At 34.9% G+C, this 17,858-nt stretch carries 15 protein-coding genes and 1 tRNA gene; 3 read left to right on the plus strand and 13 right to left on the minus strand.

All coding sequences use genetic code 11. The features are described from left to right. Positions 1 to 193: 193 nt before the first annotated feature. From IX38_RS02365 to IX38_RS02385, 5 genes are all read right to left on the minus strand, one after another. The gene (locus IX38_RS02365; protein WP_034701229.1) at positions 194 to 1,570 is read right to left on the minus strand and encodes a tryptophanase; all 1,377 of its coding nucleotides are present in this window, start codon (positions 1,568 to 1,570) and stop codon (positions 194 to 196) included. Positions 1,571 to 1,661: 91 nt separating this feature from the next. Then, positions 1,662 to 2,279 (minus strand): DUF502 domain-containing protein, encoded by a 618-nt coding sequence (locus IX38_RS02370; RefSeq protein ID WP_034701230.1) that lies wholly within the window; start codon positions 2,277 to 2,279, stop codon positions 1,662 to 1,664. Positions 2,280 to 2,301: 22 nt separating this feature from the next. Further along, positions 2,302 to 2,880, minus strand: coding sequence for a tRNA-(ms[2]io[6]A)-hydroxylase (gene miaE, locus IX38_RS02375; RefSeq protein WP_034701231.1), 579 nt, complete (start codon positions 2,878 to 2,880; stop codon positions 2,302 to 2,304). Between the two features lie 74 nt (positions 2,881 to 2,954). Next, on the minus strand, positions 2,955 to 4,043 hold the full coding sequence (locus IX38_RS02380; RefSeq protein WP_034701232.1) for an acyltransferase family protein: 1,089 nt from the start codon (positions 4,041 to 4,043) through the stop codon (positions 2,955 to 2,957). A gap of 114 nt (positions 4,044 to 4,157) precedes the next feature. Beyond that, entirely contained in the window at positions 4,158 to 5,045 is an 888-nt protein-coding gene (locus IX38_RS02385) for a neutral zinc metallopeptidase (RefSeq protein ID WP_034701233.1), read from the minus strand. Between the two features lie 194 nt (positions 5,046 to 5,239). On the opposite strand from IX38_RS02385, the gene rplU reads away from it, so the two are divergent. The 3 genes from rplU (at position 5,240) to IX38_RS23110 (ending at position 6,394) form a co-directional block, all read left to right on the plus strand. Next, the gene (rplU, locus tag IX38_RS22270; RefSeq protein WP_084680161.1) at positions 5,240 to 5,815 is read left to right on the plus strand and encodes a 50S ribosomal protein L21; all 576 of its coding nucleotides are present in this window, start codon (positions 5,240 to 5,242) and stop codon (positions 5,813 to 5,815) included. 12 nt (positions 5,816 to 5,827) lie between these two features. Beyond that, positions 5,828 to 6,085, plus strand: coding sequence for a 50S ribosomal protein L27 (gene rpmA / locus IX38_RS02395; protein WP_034701234.1), 258 nt, complete (start codon positions 5,828 to 5,830; stop codon positions 6,083 to 6,085). Positions 6,086 to 6,208: 123 nt separating this feature from the next. Beyond that, a complete protein-coding gene (locus IX38_RS23110; RefSeq protein WP_034701235.1) occupies positions 6,209 to 6,394 on the plus strand; it encodes a bacteriocin-like protein in 186 nt (61 codons plus the stop codon). A 45-nt stretch (positions 6,395 to 6,439) separates the two neighbouring features. On the opposite strand, the gene IX38_RS02405 is transcribed toward IX38_RS23110, so the two are convergent. From IX38_RS02405 to IX38_RS21825, 8 genes are all read right to left on the minus strand, one after another. Then, positions 6,440 to 8,968, minus strand: a complete 2,529-nt coding sequence (locus tag IX38_RS02405) for a DUF5686 family protein (RefSeq protein ID WP_228377898.1) — start codon at positions 8,966 to 8,968, stop codon at positions 6,440 to 6,442. Positions 8,969 to 9,823: 855 nt separating this feature from the next. Then, positions 9,824 to 10,417 carry a hypothetical protein gene (locus IX38_RS02410; protein ID WP_034701236.1) on the minus strand — a complete coding sequence of 198 codons (594 nt, stop codon included), beginning with the start codon at positions 10,415 to 10,417 and terminating at the stop codon, positions 9,824 to 9,826. A gap of 75 nt (positions 10,418 to 10,492) precedes the next feature. Beyond that, the gene (locus tag IX38_RS02415) at positions 10,493 to 10,738 is read right to left on the minus strand and encodes a hypothetical protein (protein ID WP_034701237.1); all 246 of its coding nucleotides are present in this window, start codon (positions 10,736 to 10,738) and stop codon (positions 10,493 to 10,495) included. Positions 10,739 to 10,824: 86 nt separating this feature from the next. After that, the gene (locus tag IX38_RS02420) at positions 10,825 to 11,703 is read right to left on the minus strand and encodes a thiopeptide-type bacteriocin biosynthesis protein (RefSeq protein WP_034701238.1); all 879 of its coding nucleotides are present in this window, start codon (positions 11,701 to 11,703) and stop codon (positions 10,825 to 10,827) included. Between the two features lie 4 nt (positions 11,704 to 11,707). Next, on the minus strand, positions 11,708 to 13,858 hold the full coding sequence (locus IX38_RS02425; protein ID WP_034701239.1) for a lantibiotic dehydratase family protein: 2,151 nt from the start codon (positions 13,856 to 13,858) through the stop codon (positions 11,708 to 11,710). 4 nt (positions 13,859 to 13,862) lie between these two features. Continuing rightward, complete coding sequence (locus IX38_RS02430) at positions 13,863 to 15,032, minus strand: lanthionine synthetase LanC family protein (RefSeq protein WP_034701240.1); 1,170 nt, start codon at positions 15,030 to 15,032, stop codon at positions 13,863 to 13,865. Positions 15,033 to 15,572: 540 nt separating this feature from the next. Beyond that, positions 15,573 to 15,646: transfer RNA gene (locus IX38_RS02435), tRNA-Asn, on the minus strand. Between the two features lie 484 nt (positions 15,647 to 16,130). Continuing rightward, on the minus strand, positions 16,131 to 17,705 hold the full coding sequence (locus IX38_RS21825; RefSeq protein WP_051884399.1) for a murein L,D-transpeptidase catalytic domain-containing protein: 1,575 nt from the start codon (positions 17,703 to 17,705) through the stop codon (positions 16,131 to 16,133). Positions 17,706 to 17,858 lie beyond the last annotated feature (153 nt).

The following is a 17,858-nucleotide window of genomic DNA, read 5'->3' on the forward strand; positions in this document are numbered from 1 at the left end:
AATGGTTATTTTGATAAGTGCAAATGTAAATTAAAAACATTCATTAATTGAAGAAAATAAACGAATATGATTTGAAATTGCTGGGAAATAAAATGAAAAAAATGACATTTTCTGTGTTTTTTAAAAAAATGGAGTTAATTTTTTATTCAATGTCAATAAATAAAAAAACCGGGAAGTAGTCCCGGTCTTATTGTTATGCTTCCTCAAGCTGTACTGTAAAATGTCTTAACAGATCCGGCTCCCAGGTGATCTTGTATCCTTTGGAAATCTCATCCCGTCTTTCGTAAACATTTCTGATTGCCGCAGCAATATAATCCATATGGTTGTTCGTGTATGTTCTTCGGGGAATTGCAAGGCGTACCAGTTCCAGCTTTGGATAACGGTTTTCCCTGGTTTCAGGATCTCTGTCTGCCAGTAATGTACCTATTTCTACAGTTCTGATCCCTGCTTCTTTGTAGATCTCCAGTCCTAAAGTCTGTGCGGGATATTCCGCTCTGGATACTTTTGGAAGGAAATTCAGAGAATCGATGAAAACAGCGTGGCCACCAATCGGCTTCTGAACGGGAATTCCGTATTCGATCAGTCTGTTTCCAAGATATTCAACCTGTGAAATTCTGCTTTCAAGGTAAGCAAACTCTGTAGCTTCGTCCAGGCCTACAGCCAAAGCTGCCATATCTCTTCCGGCCATTCCTCCATAGGTGATGAACCCTTCATAAATAATTGTGAAATTGGAAGCTTTTCTGAAAATTTCCTCACTGTTTAAAGCGATAAATCCTCCGATGTTTACCAGGCCGTCTTTCTTGGAGCTCATCGTCATTCCGTCTCCGTATGAGAAGACCTCTTTACAGATTTCTTTGATGCTTCTGTTTTCCTGTCCTTTTTCTCTTTTTTTGATGAAATAGGCATTTTCCGCGAATCGCGCCGAATCGAAGAAAACGGGAACTCCATAACGGTTGGACAGTTCTCTTACAGCTTTCATGTTTTCCAGGGAAACAGGCTGTCCTCCTGAAGAATTACAGGTAATCGTGATCAGGCAGAAAGGGATACTTTCTTTAGGATGGCTTTTATAAACCTCTTCTAATTTTTCTAAATCAATATTTCCTTTAAACGGATGCAGATCATTAATATCAAAAGCTTCATCAATAGTACAGTCGATAGCGTGTGCTTTTCTAAACTCTATATGGCCTTTTGTAGTGTCGAAATGAGAATTCCCCGGAACGACATCGCCTTCTTTAACAAGAACAGAGAAAAGGACATTTTCTGCAGCTCTTCCCTGGTGCGTAGGCAGTAAATATTTAAAACCGGTGATTTTTTCAACGGTATTATGAAGCTGTTCAAAAGAGCGGGATCCGGCGTAGCTTTCGTCTCCGGTCATTAATGCGCCCCACTGTCTGTCGGACATCGCACCCGTACCTGAATCAGTAAGAAGGTCAATGAAAACCTGTGATGATTTTAGGTTAAAAAGATTATAATTAGCTTCCTTCAGCCACTGTTCTCTTTCTTCTCTTGTAGACTGGCGGATTTCCTCCACCATTTTGATACGGAATGGTTCTGCGTATGGTAATTTCATGCGTTAAAATATTTATTGGATTGTTTGTAAAGAAAATTTATTTGAAAATAATTTCAAATTCATCAATGTATATTTAAAGAATCGGAAGAAATTATTCCGGAGCTTTAAATATGTTATCATCCGAATGGAACCCGGCTACACCGCCGCTTACTGCAAACTTCATGGCAGAAGCCGCCGTCATTCCCACCACAGGTTTGATGTTTTTTTCTTCAGTAACAATTACCCATCCTGAAATAGCATAGGAGTGGGGCAGATATACCGCAACGTAATTGTGCTTCTCGACGTCCGACATTTCTTTTTGTGTAAGAAAGCCGATTCTCCATATTTCCGGATTTTCATTTGTCTTTACCCACACAGGGTCGTTGAATTTCTTTTTGTCTCCCACAAATGATGACATGACATCTTTAGTAGGAGTATAGATATGTTTTATTCCGGGAGTTTTTTCCAGAAGGCTGTCCATCGTGTCAAAAAAGAACCTTCCTACTACAAATTTATTTCCAAGATATCCCAGAACCGCAGTGATCAGTATGATTGAAACAAAAACCAGCCCCGGAATTTCCTTGGCGAGAGAAGGAACGATATTGTCAATAGCGCTCACCACATACCAGATCACAAAGATGGTAAGCCCTATTGGACCGATAATAACCAAACCCTGAAAGAAGTTTTTCAGAAAAAAATTGGCGATATTTTCGAAGGTTGGTTTTTTCAACTTGGATTTTTACTTTTTTATTTTAACCGTGGATTGTTTCTTTATTTCCGTATGATTTAATGATACTGGCTTCATATTCCAGCCATGCGTCCCAGCGTTTGTTTACTTTTTCGGGATCTCCAAGCTGCCTTGCAAATCCTATAAAGGTAGTATAGTGGTTGGCTTCAGAGATCATCAGCTCTTTATAGAATGCTTTAAGCTCTTCATCTTTAATGTTTTCGGTAAGAACTTTAAATCTTTCGCAGCTTCTGGCTTCAATCATGGCTGCAAAAAGCATTTTATCTGCAATCAGATCTTCCCTGCTTCCCTGGATAATAAATTTGGCCAGTTCATTCACATAATCATCTTTTCTTGGCCTGCCAAAAGTGTAGCCTCTTTTTTTGATGATCTCATGCACCTGATTGAAATGATCCAGTTCTTCCTGCGCAATGGCCAGAAGTTCGGTAACAATTTCAGGATGCTCGGGAAGCATGGTAATTAAACCGATAGCATTAGTTGCTGCTTTCTGCTCACACCACGCATGGTCCGTTAAAATTTCTTCAATGTTTTCCTCTGCAATATTTGCCCACCTTGGGTCGGTAGGAAGTTTCAACTTAAACATGCTTTGAATTTTCTGTAAAATTAAAATAAATTGTGATAAGAAAGATATTTTATTTCAAATTGAGTGCTAAAGTGTTAAGAAGCTGTTTTTCTCCTTAAAAATTCCAAAACTTTCCAGCCAAGATCATCCACTTTCTTTAATCCTGCAGCAATAATGAAAGCAAGGATGACATTAATCACATAAATTAAGATCATAAGCAACCACCATGGCATATTTTCCTGTAAAGGAACAACAATGAAATACACCAATGATGAACTTATTCCCTGGGCAAAATAAAAGAATATAGCATTTTTACCAATGTGGGTAACAAAATTCTCTTTTGTAATCTTTAATCTGTTATAAAGCACAAATAATGTGGTTAACGAGAACAGCGACCAAATGATATAGGGGATTTTTGGAGGGAACTTATTTTTATTGATCCTGTAAAAGATCTCATTTCCGTAATACCAGAACATCCAGATTAAAGCTGCTGCAACTACTGCATACAGGACGGGAATAGCCTTTGCGGGTATTTTCTTACCACGCATTCTGTTGGCTATTAAAAAGATGGCAAGATAAAAAGCGACATAGCCCACCTGACCTCCGGGATAATATTCTGGAAAAATATTGAATACTAACGTTAAAACCAGGCAAAGTCCTATGAACCAGTCGGTATGTTTTGGAAAAAATCTTAAGATGAGTACTCCGAAAACAGCCAGAATGAAATACACCTTCAGGTACCAGAAGCTTCCCATAACAACAGGAAAAGTATCTGCATTGGTATACTGATGAAGATACCAGTTTCCGAGATTCTGCCACTGAGGAATATCGGATACGCTGGTTGCCGCATATTTTGACCCGAATGTTGAATAGAAATTCTGGAGCCACTCCATAGAGAACAACGTTAATCCGAAGACCTTGAAAAAATAATCCAGAAAGAACAGGAATGTTACAAAGATCATGTAGGTGATCTGAAGTTTTAAAATTCTGTAAAATGTTTTCTCTATGTTCGATCCCGAAGTGATTCCGCTTAGGGCATAAAACAAGGCGACATCAAATACCAGAGAAAATACTCTGACTTCTGCGGGAATGTAAAACTGCCCCGACCAGAATGCTGTATGGATGAATATAATGGAAAGGGTTGCCATTCCCTTAGCAAAATCAATGTAGAGATCTCTGTTCATTGTTGTAGGATATGGACCAAAAGTAAATAAACTTTGGGATATTTATCAAATAAACATAAAAAGAGACAGGACGTTGCTGCCTGTCTCCTTTGTAAATATGCTAAAAATGAATGTTTATTTAAGGTGTTTAAATTCTTCTTCAGAAATTTCTCCGGTCTGGATCTTTCTAAGTTCATCCATATACTGGCTCATATAGGCATCAATCTCGGGGTTAACAGAATTTTTACCCATTTTATAGGTTCCGTTTAGTACTCCCTGATAATAGTAGAAGAAATTGTAGTCAAAGTTCGAGGCATTAAGATCATATTGGCCTAAAAGGAAACCTAAACGTACAGCAGATCTTCTTTGGGGAGGAGTTCCATGGTGGCCGGCGCTGTTTGTCTGGTAGTCTCCGATACTTTGTGCAAATTCATAGGCTGCTGCAATTTCAGAGAAATTGGTTTTGTTGTATCCGTTGGGTCTTCTTAAATAATATCCTGCAAAGCCGTCTGCTTCCAGTTCGTTTGGTCTTGCTGTGGATTCACTTACGGATGGAAGGCCAAAAATGTACTGTAGCTGGTGTCCATATTCGTGAGCAAGGATCATGGCATTCACAATATCTCCTCCCTTATTCTTTGCATCAGCGTAGATTGCGTAGCCGTAATAAATTTTTCCGGTGGAATAAGAGATTGCATTGTAAGTAGAATTGAAATTGGACGGATCATCCACAAAACGCAGGGTTGGATTACTCCTTCCCCACAGACTTGCAATTTTCGTCATCTGGGCATTCATGAATTGGGTGTCTGCCGTATTCTGAAGAGTGGTTTTAAGCACTGCGGTTGAGCTCCAGTACTGATCTACGTAAGAGCAGATCTTTTCCAGGTCTCCAGGCTGTTCGATCTTTGCATTGGCAGATTGGGATTCAGGAAGGACAGATTCTTCCATTTTGTCATCACGGCACGCTGATAGTGAAAAAGCGGCAATTGCTCCTGCCAGCAGGCAGAATTTGAAGTTTCTTTTCATATAAAATTTTTTTGGTGATAACGAAGGTATAAAATTATCTCTTAATTATGAGCGCTTTACTATTAAAAATTATTCAAAGCATAGTGATATGATTTTTTAATATATTTTTACTAAAAAAATACGGAACTGATTGTAAGCTATTTAGAAATTAATTCATATATTTGCACCTCGAAATAACTAAAAATTTATAAACAATGTTTGCAATTGTAGAAATAGCAGGGCTTCAATATAAAGTTGAGCAAGACCAGAAGTTGTTTGTAAACCGTTTAAAAGGAGAAAAAGGAGACAAGGTTTCTTTTGACAAAATTCTTCTTACTGTAAACGGTTCAATCACTGTTGGCGCCCCAGCTGTAAGCGGTATCGTAGTAGATGCTGAAATTTTAGATCATGTAAAAGCTGATAAAGTAATCGTTTTCAAAAAGAAAAGAAGAAAAGGTTATCAGGTAAAAAACGGTCACAGACAATCTTTAACTCAAATCAGAATCACTGGTATCACTGGTTTTGACGGAAGTTCTAAGAAAGCTGCTAAAAAAGAAACTGTAAAAGCTGAAGTTCTTTCAGACAACGCAACGGTTAACTTTGGTGAAGATCACGAACTGAACTATCACCTGAAGAAAAATAACCTGTCTCAGTCTAAAGAAAACAGAGAAACTTTAATTACTTTAGGTAAAGCAGTTAAAGTTGAATTAGAAAAGAATGTTCTTACTCACGAGGAAGTAGATGCTGCTATCGTTAAGAATATTGATCAATTTAAAGCACTTAACAAATAATCCAGTAATAAAATGGCACACAAGAAAGGAGTCGGTAGTTCCAAGAACGGTAGAGAATCTCACTCTAAAAGATTAGGTGTGAAGATCTTCGGAGGACAAGAAGCTATTGCCGGAAACATTATTATCAGACAGAGAGGTACGCAACACCACCCGGGTACTAACGTGGGAATGGGTAAAGACCACACTTTGTTTGCTCTAGTAGACGGTAAAGTAGTTTTCAGAAAGAAAGCAAATAACAGATCTTTCGTATCTGTAGAACCGAACGCATAATCACTCACGCGTTTTATAAAATTAAAACCTCGGCATTAGCTGAGGTTTTTTTTATGTATCTATGAATAATATTTCGTGTTTTTCTTCGTTTAATATAAACATCAATTTATAAAATATAATACTATGAAAAATTTAAAGAAAATCAACAGAGAAGAACTTAAAAGTCTAATGGGCGGAGCGCTTCCGGGGAAAGATTGTTTACCATGTGATGTATACTGCAAAATTCCGGAAGGACAGAGGCCTTCCTGTAGTGTGGTTTACATTGTGGCTCACTGTAATAGCTGCAAAGGTTATCCGGCAGAATCTTAGTGAAATAAAAAAAACTCCTTGTTCATTGAACAAGGAGTTTGTATTTTAAAATCCTACCTGGAATCCTGCTTTTACTCCAAATGTTGAAATATCCGGTCTGTCCAGGTAATTTCCTCTCCAGTTAAAGTCTACCCTGAATATTCTGAGGTTTCCGATTCCGATGTTTTCAATACCGAATCCGTATTCAAAATAGATTTGCTCGCTTGGTGCTGAATATTTAAATCCGTCCACATTGATGGCTTTGGAAGCATCATTCAAAGTTCCGTAAGCGGTTCTGATGAATGCGATTTCTCTAAGTTTCAGCTTTTTAATCAAAGGAATGAAGGAAAGTATTTTTCCATTGAAATGATGCTCAAGGTGAAGTGTTGTATACGTATCGGCTACAAATTCATAATAATTAAGCTGTGAAAATGTATTTTGTGCCAGGCTGTATGACTGGTTTCCGGGAATAACATTCTGGAGAGCTAAAGGAACTGTGTCGAAAGTTTTCCCTGCCTCAAAGTTGACCATGGTCTTGCCCCAGCTTCCAATCAGTATTGGCTTATAGAACATGAACTGAAGCCTGTTATAGTTGAAATCCCCGTTAAAAAGACCTTCAATTCCTCTGGTATATTTCAGTATAATGGTAGGTGCAAGCGTTCCGTGCTCGTAGCGGTCAACACCTGTCTGGGAAAATTTAGCCCCCGGTCTTGCTATTAAACTTAAGGTAACATGGGAGTCATTAAGGGTTTTTCTCAGATCGCCATTGCGGTAATACATTAGTCCGAATTTATCCGGGTTTGCAGATTTTATACTCTGTAATGTCCCGTCTACTCTTACCTGGAGATTTTTCCAGGGTTCAATGGCGGCAAAAATGTTGGTTTTATTTATAGAGCTCAAAGAAGCATTTTCTCCTCTTGCAAATAGAGTAGATGAGGCAAAGGTACGCGCCATAATTCCGTCATCGGTAGTAAGCTGCACGCCCAGTTGCTCAATATCTCTTTTTGTTCCTGCACCAATCATGAATCTGTTGACTCTGTTGAACATATAGCGGGCTTCTGCTCCGTATTTAACCTTTTGATCTTTAAATCCGTATGCTGTGTAGAATTGAACTCTCCAGGGATCATTTTGTCCAAAATAAGTTCTTGCTCCCAGCCTTATTCTGTCGCCTTCCACTTCATTTTTACCATAAATGGAAAAAATAGGACCTATATCAATGCCTTTAAAAGCGTTATAATATCCTGATGCCAGTGTCTCATAGATTTTAACGATACGGTTGAATTTTGGGGTCTTCTGAAGTCTGTCAAGCATTTCATAAACGCCCTGCTCCGATTTCGATAATGAATCCGGCCTTGCTTTTACCCAGTAAGCATCGTCTTTATCAACAAATTTATCGTCGTATTCTTCCTGTTTACGTGTAAATACTTTATCATCGAGAGGCTTGTTGAATTCGTATTGGGAGTAATCCACCGAGCGTTTGGCTATAATACTTTTGGAGGTCCTCTTTTTTGCGAAAGGAGTAAGCTCTATTTCTGTAACGAATTTTTTAGGCAGAAATGTGTTTTCATCGGGATTATCATACTCCAGTTCTGTGGAAATACTGTTGATGAAATTGACGTTAATCTTCTGTGTAGACTTTAGGGTGGCGCCCAAAACAGCATAATTGTCCGTATCTATATAAAGATATCCCTGGAAAGCCAAGACGTCTTTCCTTTTGGGCTGGTACCTTATTTTGTAGGCATTTTCACCGTGTATGGAGATCGTATCTGTTAAATTATAATCATAAGTGCTGAATCCGTTTGATCCGACAGGGCTTGGAAATCCTATGTCAAAATAATTCAGGGTGTTGTCGTAAATATTAATATCCCGGTAAAGGTTTTTTGCGGTGATGGTAATTACCTGGTTGTCCTGAAATCCTGATGTTTTTTGGGCAACCAGTAATCTTTTTGTCTTTTTTCCGGGTTTGTTTTCTCCGAAATTTTCATAGACGGATTCGTTCAGGAAAATAGGAAGCCCTATCTTTCCGCTGGCGGTGGAATCTGCATAATCGAAGATAAAATCAAGCTTATTAAAGATTTTTTTATTCATAAAGGCGCTGTCCAGATTGTTGGCGTCAAACTGGATTTTCTCGTACTCTTTATAAGTATAGGTGTCGAATTTCTCTAAACCGTTGTTGCGTTTTCTTTTCCATACTTCCTGCATAATTGCGTAGGCAGGATTTTCTTTTTTGTTTTTGTACTTGGGTTTTTCGTTGTGGATAACAATCTCATCAATGGAACTTACTTTTTCCTGTGAGAGTTTCACAAAAATATTTGCTGCATTTTCAGGAGTGACAGTAACGGTTTCTTGGGAATAGTTTTTCTTCGAAAACTTAAGCTTATAAATAATACTGTCAGACTGAACACTAAAACTTCCCAGAGAAGTTTTCAAAAAGGGTTCGGTATTATCATTAATAAAGATATCTACGCCGGAAATTTCTTTATTGGTTTTTGCGTCTACAATTCTTCCGTTCGCTGTGTTTTGGGCAAATGCCAGGCAGGATATAAAGAGCAGAAAAAAGAGATTGTAATATTTAGAGTTGTTATTTGACATCATTTGATTCTTCAGGCAATTAGCACAAACAAAAAGCGTGCTGTTTATTTAAAAAAGATCATATTTTTTAACGTTTTCTATGGAAATTCATAAAACTGCAAATGTAACGAAAATAACAGGAAAAGATTGTGATAATAAATGGTTTAATCATAATGAAGGTTAGGGTAAAATAAAGGGTAATAATGATATAGGAAAATGCGAGAAACAGTATGGGTTATTTTTTTTCATAACTCACAGTTTTTCCACAAGATTTCCATTAGTTTTGAATATGTTGTTAATAGGCTTTTAACATGTTTTCAATAAGTTATTCACCTATTTTTAACAGGTTTGTAAGATATTCTCCATGAGGTACTAATAGTTTTTTAATATGTTTTCCACAGATTACTAACAATGGAAATTTAAATCATATTCATATTAATGTATTGATTTTAAGTTAATTGTGGAATCAAATAACTTATTTGTTTTTCATAATATTCACTTATGTTAAAATATTAACAATATGATGGTTAAATTGTATCTGTGGATGAAATGTTTAGCTGGTGGGGATATTCTAAACTATTAACATTTTATACGGATATGTTCCTTTATTTTGTCCGTATTGAAATGCTGCAATCGGGTCCAGTGGTGATTGAAGTTTGAAAGTCGGAGATGCCGAGGATTTTCGGAAAGTGAATGAGTTAAATTAATCCGAATTATGGATAAGAATTAAAATAAACGAAATGATCAGCAAAGATTATAAAATCATTCAGTTGATTTTTAATTTAAACAAAACTGTTTAAATTATAGATAAGTAATAGACAGGAAATGTTTCGTATTTCTTTGTTGAATGAATGTTCTTGTTTTCGGTTGTTATAAAAGTTACTTTAGAAAGTAGTTAATGAGATATTTAAGAGGAAATAATGCCAGTCCGATAATGAAATCCATTAGAAATCCGATGAACGGTAAGGCTATGAGGATGTACCAACTGTATTTAAATTTTGTACCTGTGTTATGGATTAAGATATTCCAGATGGTTAAAAGTTTTGCTTTATAATAGTATAAAATGGTAAGGCAGGATAAAATCATACCTATAATTCTTACGACTAATGCACTGCCGAGCATCTCAGTTGTGAAAGATATGTCTATAATTAAAATATTGAGAAGAGTGGCAAAAACTACAAAAGCACCTAATAAAACAGTTTTATTAAATATCAGTAAAATTGCACCAATACATTCTATAAGGCCTGCGGATATATTATAAAACCTGCTTGATCCGAATACGTACCAGGCGGCATAAAAAGGATTTGTTTCTGTGATAGGCTTTGTCAGGTTTTCAGGGCTCACATAAAACTGGCTTAAAGTTAATTTAGAGTAGCCATAACTCAGCATATAAAATATCAGATACCACCTGAGAGACAGAATGAAAAAATAGATATACTGGTTGTCGAATTTATTTTTTTTGATTGGGTTCATGATATGAAAAGAGATGGTTGGGTAACCATCTCTTTATTTAAGCTTTAAAAATGGTAAATAAATTACCATTTGAAATTAACAATTTCTTGAACAAGAAGCTTTTGTGCAATTCCAAACGCTTTGGAAAGTTTCTTTGGTACCGCATCCGTCTGTGCATCCTGCTGTACAGTTACCGTCTATAGTACCGCATCCGTCAAATGACCAAAGTCCTACATCAATTCCATTTTGTAATCCTTTTCCTCCGGAAATGCTTTTCTTGTCGAAAGAAGAAATAACTTCTTTTGATAATTTCAATTTTTTGATTGTTTTCTTGTTTTTCATAGTAAGTTAATAATTTTTGTGTAACGAATATATGTATAATAATCTAAATGTCAAAATTTATTGTCAAATTAATATTAATTTTTTTTTTAGGCTTTGTTTTTTACTTTGGCTATTTCACTTTCATAGTGTCTTCTTAAAAAATCATATATTATCAATTCGTGAATTCTGTTCTTAGAAGGTAGTAGACGGTTGAGGGTCATATGGATGTAGCTGGCCAAATAGTATTGTATGTGTATTTTGTTTGCTTTGCATTGGGATAGAAGCTCTTGGCAAATCGGCTTTAACTCCTTTTTTATTGTTTTTAAATTAGTATAGAGATCTTTGAATCCAGCCTCATTATGTTCTGTTTTTATAACATCTGTAATCAAAGCCCTTTTTTCTCTGTAAAGGGTATTAAATTGTTTGGAATTCTGATCATGAAAGTTGAATTCACTTTTAAAAGAATTACTTATATCTGTTATCAAATTCAATTTTCTATTTATATCCAATTCAAAAAGATCGAAGTATAAATCTATCAAGTTGAAGGCAATCATCCATTTGAAATCTTCGTTGTGCGTACTGTTTATTTTTTTTAATATTTTGACGCAATTTTTACTTTCAATAGAAAATAAATGTTCAGTAGTTTCAATTAATGCGGGGTGATATCTTTCTAATTCTCTGAAATAGGTATCTAGCTGTATTTTCCATATAATATTTAGTTCACATAATCTGTATAGCTTAGAATGGAATGCAGCAATGATTTCTCCGGTGTCTTCAATATTTTTTACCCTTACCCTCACCCTGAGATGAAAATGAGGGTCTCCATATCGTAAGAAGAAAAAACGATCTATTTTTTCTTCCTTCTCTAATTTTTTGATGAGCGGATATATCTTATCTGTTAAAATAGTGTCTGCTGATTTATAACCTAGATATATTTTAAAATATACCCATTCTGAACCGGGAGGGAAAATTCTCTTTTTAATCATTATTTTAACTGTGAAAAGCGGTTATAATTTGATTTCTATAATTATTCATATTTTTATCTGTCAGGATATTCTCACCTTCATCAAATAAAAATTCATGTAGAGTAAACTGTTTTTTAGCCTTTATTTCATTTAGGAACAGTAAAACATCATCATTGACCAATGAATTTATTAACAGTTCCCTATCAGACTCAGAAAGTATAAAATACTGTGGTATTCTTTTTAATTTCTGCCATTGTAAAAAAGCATCAATTTTTTTGTCCTGATCCTTTTCAGATCCTATTTCTTTTAAATCAGATCCTTGACAATTCCAGGTTGCATATTGCAGAATAACATTTTTATACTTTATTCTCGGAATGTATTCTATATTTGGATCTGTATTCAGGGACGCTCCGTAAACATAATTATCCTGAAACTGTAAGTCGCACAAAAGACTGTAAACAGGTAAAGAAGATAAGCTGAAATTATAGGCGTTGGTTAATATAGGCCTGATCTCGGACTGCAATTTTTTAGATCGCAGAACTATTTTGTTGTTTTTTACAGAAATGAATAAATCAGATAATGGAATAGTCTGTTTTTCATTTAGGTCTGAATTAGATAAGCAGGTAATCTCAAATTTTCTAAAATTAGAACTTTGAGACACATTTCCCATTCTCGGAGTGGGCAAATGATTAATTTCGGCAATTATTACATCAGATAGTTCCTGTTCTTTATCGGCAATCTCTTTGACGAAATTTTCAATTCTTTTCTCTGTATGAGAAAATCTTGCCAACATTTTAGCTCCTGAATTGTCGCCAAAGCTGATAAGGTGCAATAAAGATTCGTTCTGCATTTTTAAAATTTCAAAATTTGCCATAAAAACAGGCGAAATCTGATTGTTCGCTTGAGCTTCAGGAAAATCCTCATCAGTTAAAATGATTTCTTCAGCTTCTGGTTTTTGATGATTTAAAATTTTCTGCAGAAGAGTCGATTGGGCCTGGTTTTTATTTGATTGGGCCTGACGGGGTAAATAAAACCCGTCAATTAAAGAGTTCCGGTATTTATCTGAGTTAGAATTGACCGGATAGCCTATTCCTAAATCAGGATCAATAACCGTCAGAAGACTGACCTCCTGGTCTTCATATCTTTCCTGAAAATATTTTTTAAAGTCCTCTATGTTTTTATTCTCTTTTGTAAATGGATTTACTTTATAGAGGAAAAGGATGGATCCTAAAATATCGTTTAAAACTTTTCTGTCTAAATTTAATTCAGAGAAATTTTTTGTAAGGTCTGTTTGGAAAACATAGTTTTTTTCGAAAGGAATACCTATTTCATTAATTTCATTGATCGTGCCATCATACAAATCTAAATCGTTATTATTTCTGATTTGAAGCAGGTTGGATTTAATGTTTTTTAAACGATTTAAAATAGGGTCCTGAATATTGTAGCCAGACAGTATATCTATTGTTCGTTGCAGTAGATCAGGAGAAGTTACCGGTGGGTTTAGCTCACTAATAAGAAGCTGGGCATCAATCAGCTCATCAATATAAGCAGATGCATCTTCGTAATCAACTTCAAATGAGAGTAAATAACTGATAAGATTCTCAATAGTTTCTCCTTTTTTTGAAAGCTTCAGCAAATCCGTCAAAACAGAGGATTTATCTACCTGTACAACATCGTGTTCAAAACGTTTTGTGGTATACTTCCTTTCTATATATCTGTATTTACTTCCTGAAACGTAAATGCTGTCATTTGGAAAATACTTAATACTGTTTTTAATTTCTTTTATATTTTCAATATGGACTAATAACGCATAAAAATATTGCATGTCAAGCCGTATATTTTTATTGTATTCATCCATTATTTTAAATGCTGTGGAAGTATTGTTAACCTCTCCTATTGATATTCCGGCAAATAGCCCAAAAGGAGTTGTTCTCGTTCGCATTCTGTACCAATATTTCAGTAAGGATAATTTAACCCTTTTTCTTTCTTCTGCGGTTTTTAGCTGATCATTTTCATACTTGATCATTTCATCATACAAATCCGGAGAAGCGATATAAATGGCTTCTTTAAAGAAAGGCTTTTTATAAAAATCATCAAAATCCCAATTATAGGAATTGAACGGCAATGATGGAAATCTGACAATGAACTTATCAAAAGGTTTATACTTTTTTTTCATAATTTTAAACTAATAGGAATTCATGCCAGACAGCATTATTATCGGAGTTCATTTTTAAAAACACAAGACCAACACCGGCCAGTCCTTCTAAAAGGCTTAAGTTGCTGGTAAATTCACCTTTTTTAGCATCATAAAAGCAATTGATCATGGGATCTTGTTTTTGCATTAATTCTAAGGTTTTAGTCTCCCAGTACTGTGCAGCATCTAAATACTTTTTCTGTTTAGTCTGCTGATAAACAATGAAAAATATCAGTGCAATACCTGAACTGCCATGGCAGATCGGTGCGTCAAGTACTATGTTTTCTGCCGGATCTTTTCGTGTTGTTGAGAAGTCAAAGATTTCTAAGGCTTTTTTGTGCCATTCCTCTTTTTTAAGTGCTTCTGAGGCGTTTAACAGGGCCAGTCCAATTCCCAGGTCTCCGTAGCACCATGCCAGTCTGCTAAACTCTTCTTTTTCTTCAATGGAAGCATATGGAAAATAAGAACCATATTTATTTTTATCAATTTCCTGGGATAAAATATAATTAACAGCACCTTCTAATAAAAACGGAACATCGTTGCCGAAGGTTGTTTGTAAAGAAATAATTTTAGAAAGGAATATAACAATGCTTGAAATTCCATGGGATATAGAAATATTAAAACCTGTACTGTTGTGATTCATATACCATTTAACGATAGAGTCTTCTACAATAGCATTTTCTTCCAGGTAATTAAGTATGCTTGTTATCTTATCTTTAGCACTTAAGTTTCCGTTTTCGAAGCGTTTTATGTAATAAAACCCTATTCCTATAGCGCCATGCAGAAAATCAATATTTTTTGTGGTCAGACATTCATCAAGCTGTGAAGAAATGTATTCTTCAATATCATCACTTAAAAAATCAAATGCGGCATCGTAATCTTCTTCGTAATATCCTCGGTAGATATAATCAAGTCCTGAAACTATTCCGGGCATCCCTGCGCAATGGCTGTGGTATATAATTCCTTTTTCTATAGAATCATTTATTTCATCTATAAAGTCTTCAACATATTTTTCATAATCCGGATTTATTTTAGAATATTCCAGTAAAAAAATGGTTTCCCCGGTAAGTCCCGATAGTAAACCATTATTATTCTTATTGTGGGTTTGAATAATGCTTTCTGCAATATACTTTAGAATTTCATCAATTACCATCATGTAGTGAGTTATCTATAAAGATGCAATTATAATAAAAAAAATAGATTATTTCTAATAAATTAAACAATTTGATTGTGAATTAATAAAAAATAATTGATTTTTTATGGAGTAATAAAGCTTATTTCTTTAATAACTCTAATTTTTGATAATTTAATAACCTGATCATAAGATGTACATTGATAGATGTTTATTCCAACTTTGACAGGAATGTATATTGAGCTTGTATTGGCTTTTATTTTCGTACTAACTTAAAACGGTTAAATTTTAAAAATTTGAAATCTAAGTTCGGCTGTTCGAAAATTTTGACATATCAATACAATTGGTAAAGGGTTTCTTAACAACATTTAAAAACAGAAAAAATGAAATATCAATGAGCTAGATCAAGACTAAAAGAAAAAACTGAAGATAATTTAATGGACAACTATAAGGATGGTATTGAAACTCTGATCCGTTTTGGTATTGATCCCGTTTCAAGATCTGGTAATCCGGTATCTGGATTCAGGACATAAAAAAAGACCTACATTTCTGTAAGTCTTTTTGCTCCTCCTGCTGGGCTCGAACCAGCGACCCTCTGATTAACAGTCAGATGCTCTAACCAACTGAGCTAAGGAGGAATTTTTCCTCTGTTTAAGGTGCTGCAAATATAAAAGGAATATTAATATCAGGCAAATTTTATCCTTAATTAACGGTGATTTTTGACTAAAAATGCTGAATTTCAGTAAGAAATATTTCAGAAATTTTTTAGATAACTCCAATATTCTTCGGATAAATGAAGAATGTAGCGTTCAAGTCCACTATAAAAACTTTGTTGACCAGTAATGCTCTGTTTTTTTGTAATAGGTTTGCTGAATCTGATTTTTTCTTATCAATCAATTTCAGCATTGGATAACTCGTCAGAACTCAGGAATGGCTGGAAATAATCAACGGCTTTCCTGAGTTCTCAATTTATGAATAATTAAGATGCTTATGTAAGTGTACGGATTCCCGGTTCGCCAAGAATGTAAAGGCGTTAAAAACCCTATATTTCTGTTATCAAGAGTATTTTCATAATATTTTGATTTATAAGGCTTTATTAGATTATTATCTAGTACCCGCTGTTTATTTGTTCTTTGCCCAGACAATAATGTATGAGCCGTTTTTTAGGTTCTCAATGACTTCGCTGATTTGAGCAGGGTTTATTGCAAAACAACCTTCTGAACGTCCGGCTCTGCCTGTCCCCATGTAATTAGAAACCACATAGTCTGCCTGGTGAATTACAATGTCTCTTTCTCTTGTATTTGAATTGGTAGATTCTTTCCCATCCAGTCTTAATGAAAGTCCGTGTTTCCCATGATATGTTTCTGCTGTTTTGAATATACCCAAACTTGATTTGTTGGAACCAATTTTGTTGGAAAAATCTATTGCAAGTAATTCCCCTGAATTTTTACCATGAGCTACCAAATATGATTTATAATTTTTGTTTTTTAAATCAAAAATAAATAATCTTTTCTCTGAGCTTGGTTTGTTGAAATCTATTACTGCCCAATAGTTCGCTTTGCTTTCAGGGTAGCGGTCAAATATTTTTTCAAGTTGTTCTTTTTGTCCAATTTCAATTGCATTTCTTAATGCAATTTCTTTTAAGTCATCTCTCTGCCTTGGTTCAGTTATATCAATAGTAGGAGTTATTTCTACCATGTATTCAGTTAAATCTATCTCATTAGTCTCAAATCCATATTCATCTACATATAACTCTACTTGTTTTAAAAGGTCATTACATTCAATATTTATCTGTAATCCTCGTCTGGTGTCTTCATTATGTTTTACGGGAGCCCAATGATTAGATACATTTCTTAATGCTATGGCAGTAAATTCTATCGAAAATGCCGGACACTCTTTTGATAACCTTTGAAACTCTTGTGCGTCTCCTGTGCCATAATTCTTAGTGTAATAATATTCAAATCCCTTTTTGAAGTATTGTAAAAATCCATTTCGTTTTGATGTCCTGTATTTCTCAAATACCTGTGATAGCTTATCTCTTGCAACGCTTCTTACATTATAGCTTGTCTGGAATAATCCTGCTTCTGTATCATCACCATGATCGAAGTTCATGGTTGTATCTCTACCCGCACAATGTTTTCCGTTACTTTCCATTACGCCAAGTCCAAACATAAGTCCAAATAAGTGTCTTAGCCGGTCTTTTTCACTAAGATTGCTCATTCCGCTACTGGCAAATACTTCATCAAATCTTTTTAATGCGTCTCTATCTATATCTGGGCTAAGTGTTTTCGCCATTTCTTTTACAATTGGATCTCCATTCTTGAGCCTTACATATAAGGCGGCGTACATGAGTGCCATTCCATGATAGTACCCCCAGACAGCCTTACCTCTATTGCTCCATTCAGTATTTGTAATATCCTTTTTATCTACAATATCTGATATTGCAATTTCGGGTTTACTGTCGATTTCTGTTTTTACTTCTAAGTCAAGTTCTGAGAGAGTTGTATTGTCAATTATCCCTGTGTCAGGTAAGCCAATCGAGCGTTGGAAATTTTTAAGGGCTGTTTTTGTGCCATTACCAAAAATACCGTCTAATCCGTTAGGATTAAACCCTAAATCAAGTAATTTTTTTTGTAAAGACTCTACATGTCTTCCTCTGTCGTTGTTTTTTGGAATAGTAGAAATTTTAGTTGTCATAATATTAATTTTTAGTTTATGGTTATAATGGGATTGCTGCTAACATTCTAATTCACGCATTAAATTTATTATCCTTATGCAATATTAGAATCAGCCTTTTGATTGATGGAGAATTTTATATGAAAGTTACTTGTGAGATATTTTTATATTAAA

This window comes from Chryseobacterium luteum, assembly GCF_000737785.1.
Lineage (GTDB): Bacteria > Bacteroidota > Bacteroidia > Flavobacteriales > Weeksellaceae > Chryseobacterium > Chryseobacterium luteum.

Bases quoted from the DNA above. Each gene is read 5' to 3' on its own strand.
- IX38_RS02365 (WP_034701229.1), bottom strand. From the start codon at position 1,570: ATGAAATTACCATACGCAGAACCATTCCGTATCAAAATGGTGGAGGAA.
- miaE (WP_034701231.1), bottom strand. From the start codon at position 2,880: ATGTTTAAGTTGAAACTTCCTACCGACCCAAGGTGGGCAAATATTGCA.
- IX38_RS02380 (WP_034701232.1), bottom strand. From the start codon at position 4,043: ATGAACAGAGATCTCTACATTGATTTTGCTAAGGGAATGGCAACCCTT.
- IX38_RS02385 (WP_034701233.1), bottom strand. From the start codon at position 5,045: ATGAAAAGAAACTTCAAATTCTGCCTGCTGGCAGGAGCAATTGCCGCT.
- rplU (WP_084680161.1), top strand. From the start codon at position 5,240: ATGTTTGCAATTGTAGAAATAGCAGGGCTTCAATATAAAGTTGAGCAA.
- rpmA (WP_034701234.1), top strand. From the start codon at position 5,828: ATGGCACACAAGAAAGGAGTCGGTAGTTCCAAGAACGGTAGAGAATCT.
- IX38_RS23110 (WP_034701235.1), top strand. From the start codon at position 6,209: ATGAAAAATTTAAAGAAAATCAACAGAGAAGAACTTAAAAGTCTAATG.
- IX38_RS02405 (WP_228377898.1), bottom strand. From the start codon at position 8,968: ATGATGTCAAATAACAACTCTAAATATTACAATCTCTTTTTTCTGCTC.
- IX38_RS02410 (WP_034701236.1), bottom strand. From the start codon at position 10,417: ATGAACCCAATCAAAAAAAATAAATTCGACAACCAGTATATCTATTTT.
- IX38_RS02415 (WP_034701237.1), bottom strand. From the start codon at position 10,738: ATGAAAAACAAGAAAACAATCAAAAAATTGAAATTATCAAAAGAAGTT.
- IX38_RS02420 (WP_034701238.1), bottom strand. From the start codon at position 11,703: ATGATTAAAAAGAGAATTTTCCCTCCCGGTTCAGAATGGGTATATTTT.
- IX38_RS02425 (WP_034701239.1), bottom strand. From the start codon at position 13,858: ATGAAAAAAAAGTATAAACCTTTTGATAAGTTCATTGTCAGATTTCCA.
- IX38_RS02430 (WP_034701240.1), bottom strand. From the start codon at position 15,032: ATGATGGTAATTGATGAAATTCTAAAGTATATTGCAGAAAGCATTATT.
- IX38_RS21825 (WP_051884399.1), bottom strand. From the start codon at position 17,705: ATGACAACTAAAATTTCTACTATTCCAAAAAACAACGACAGAGGAAGA.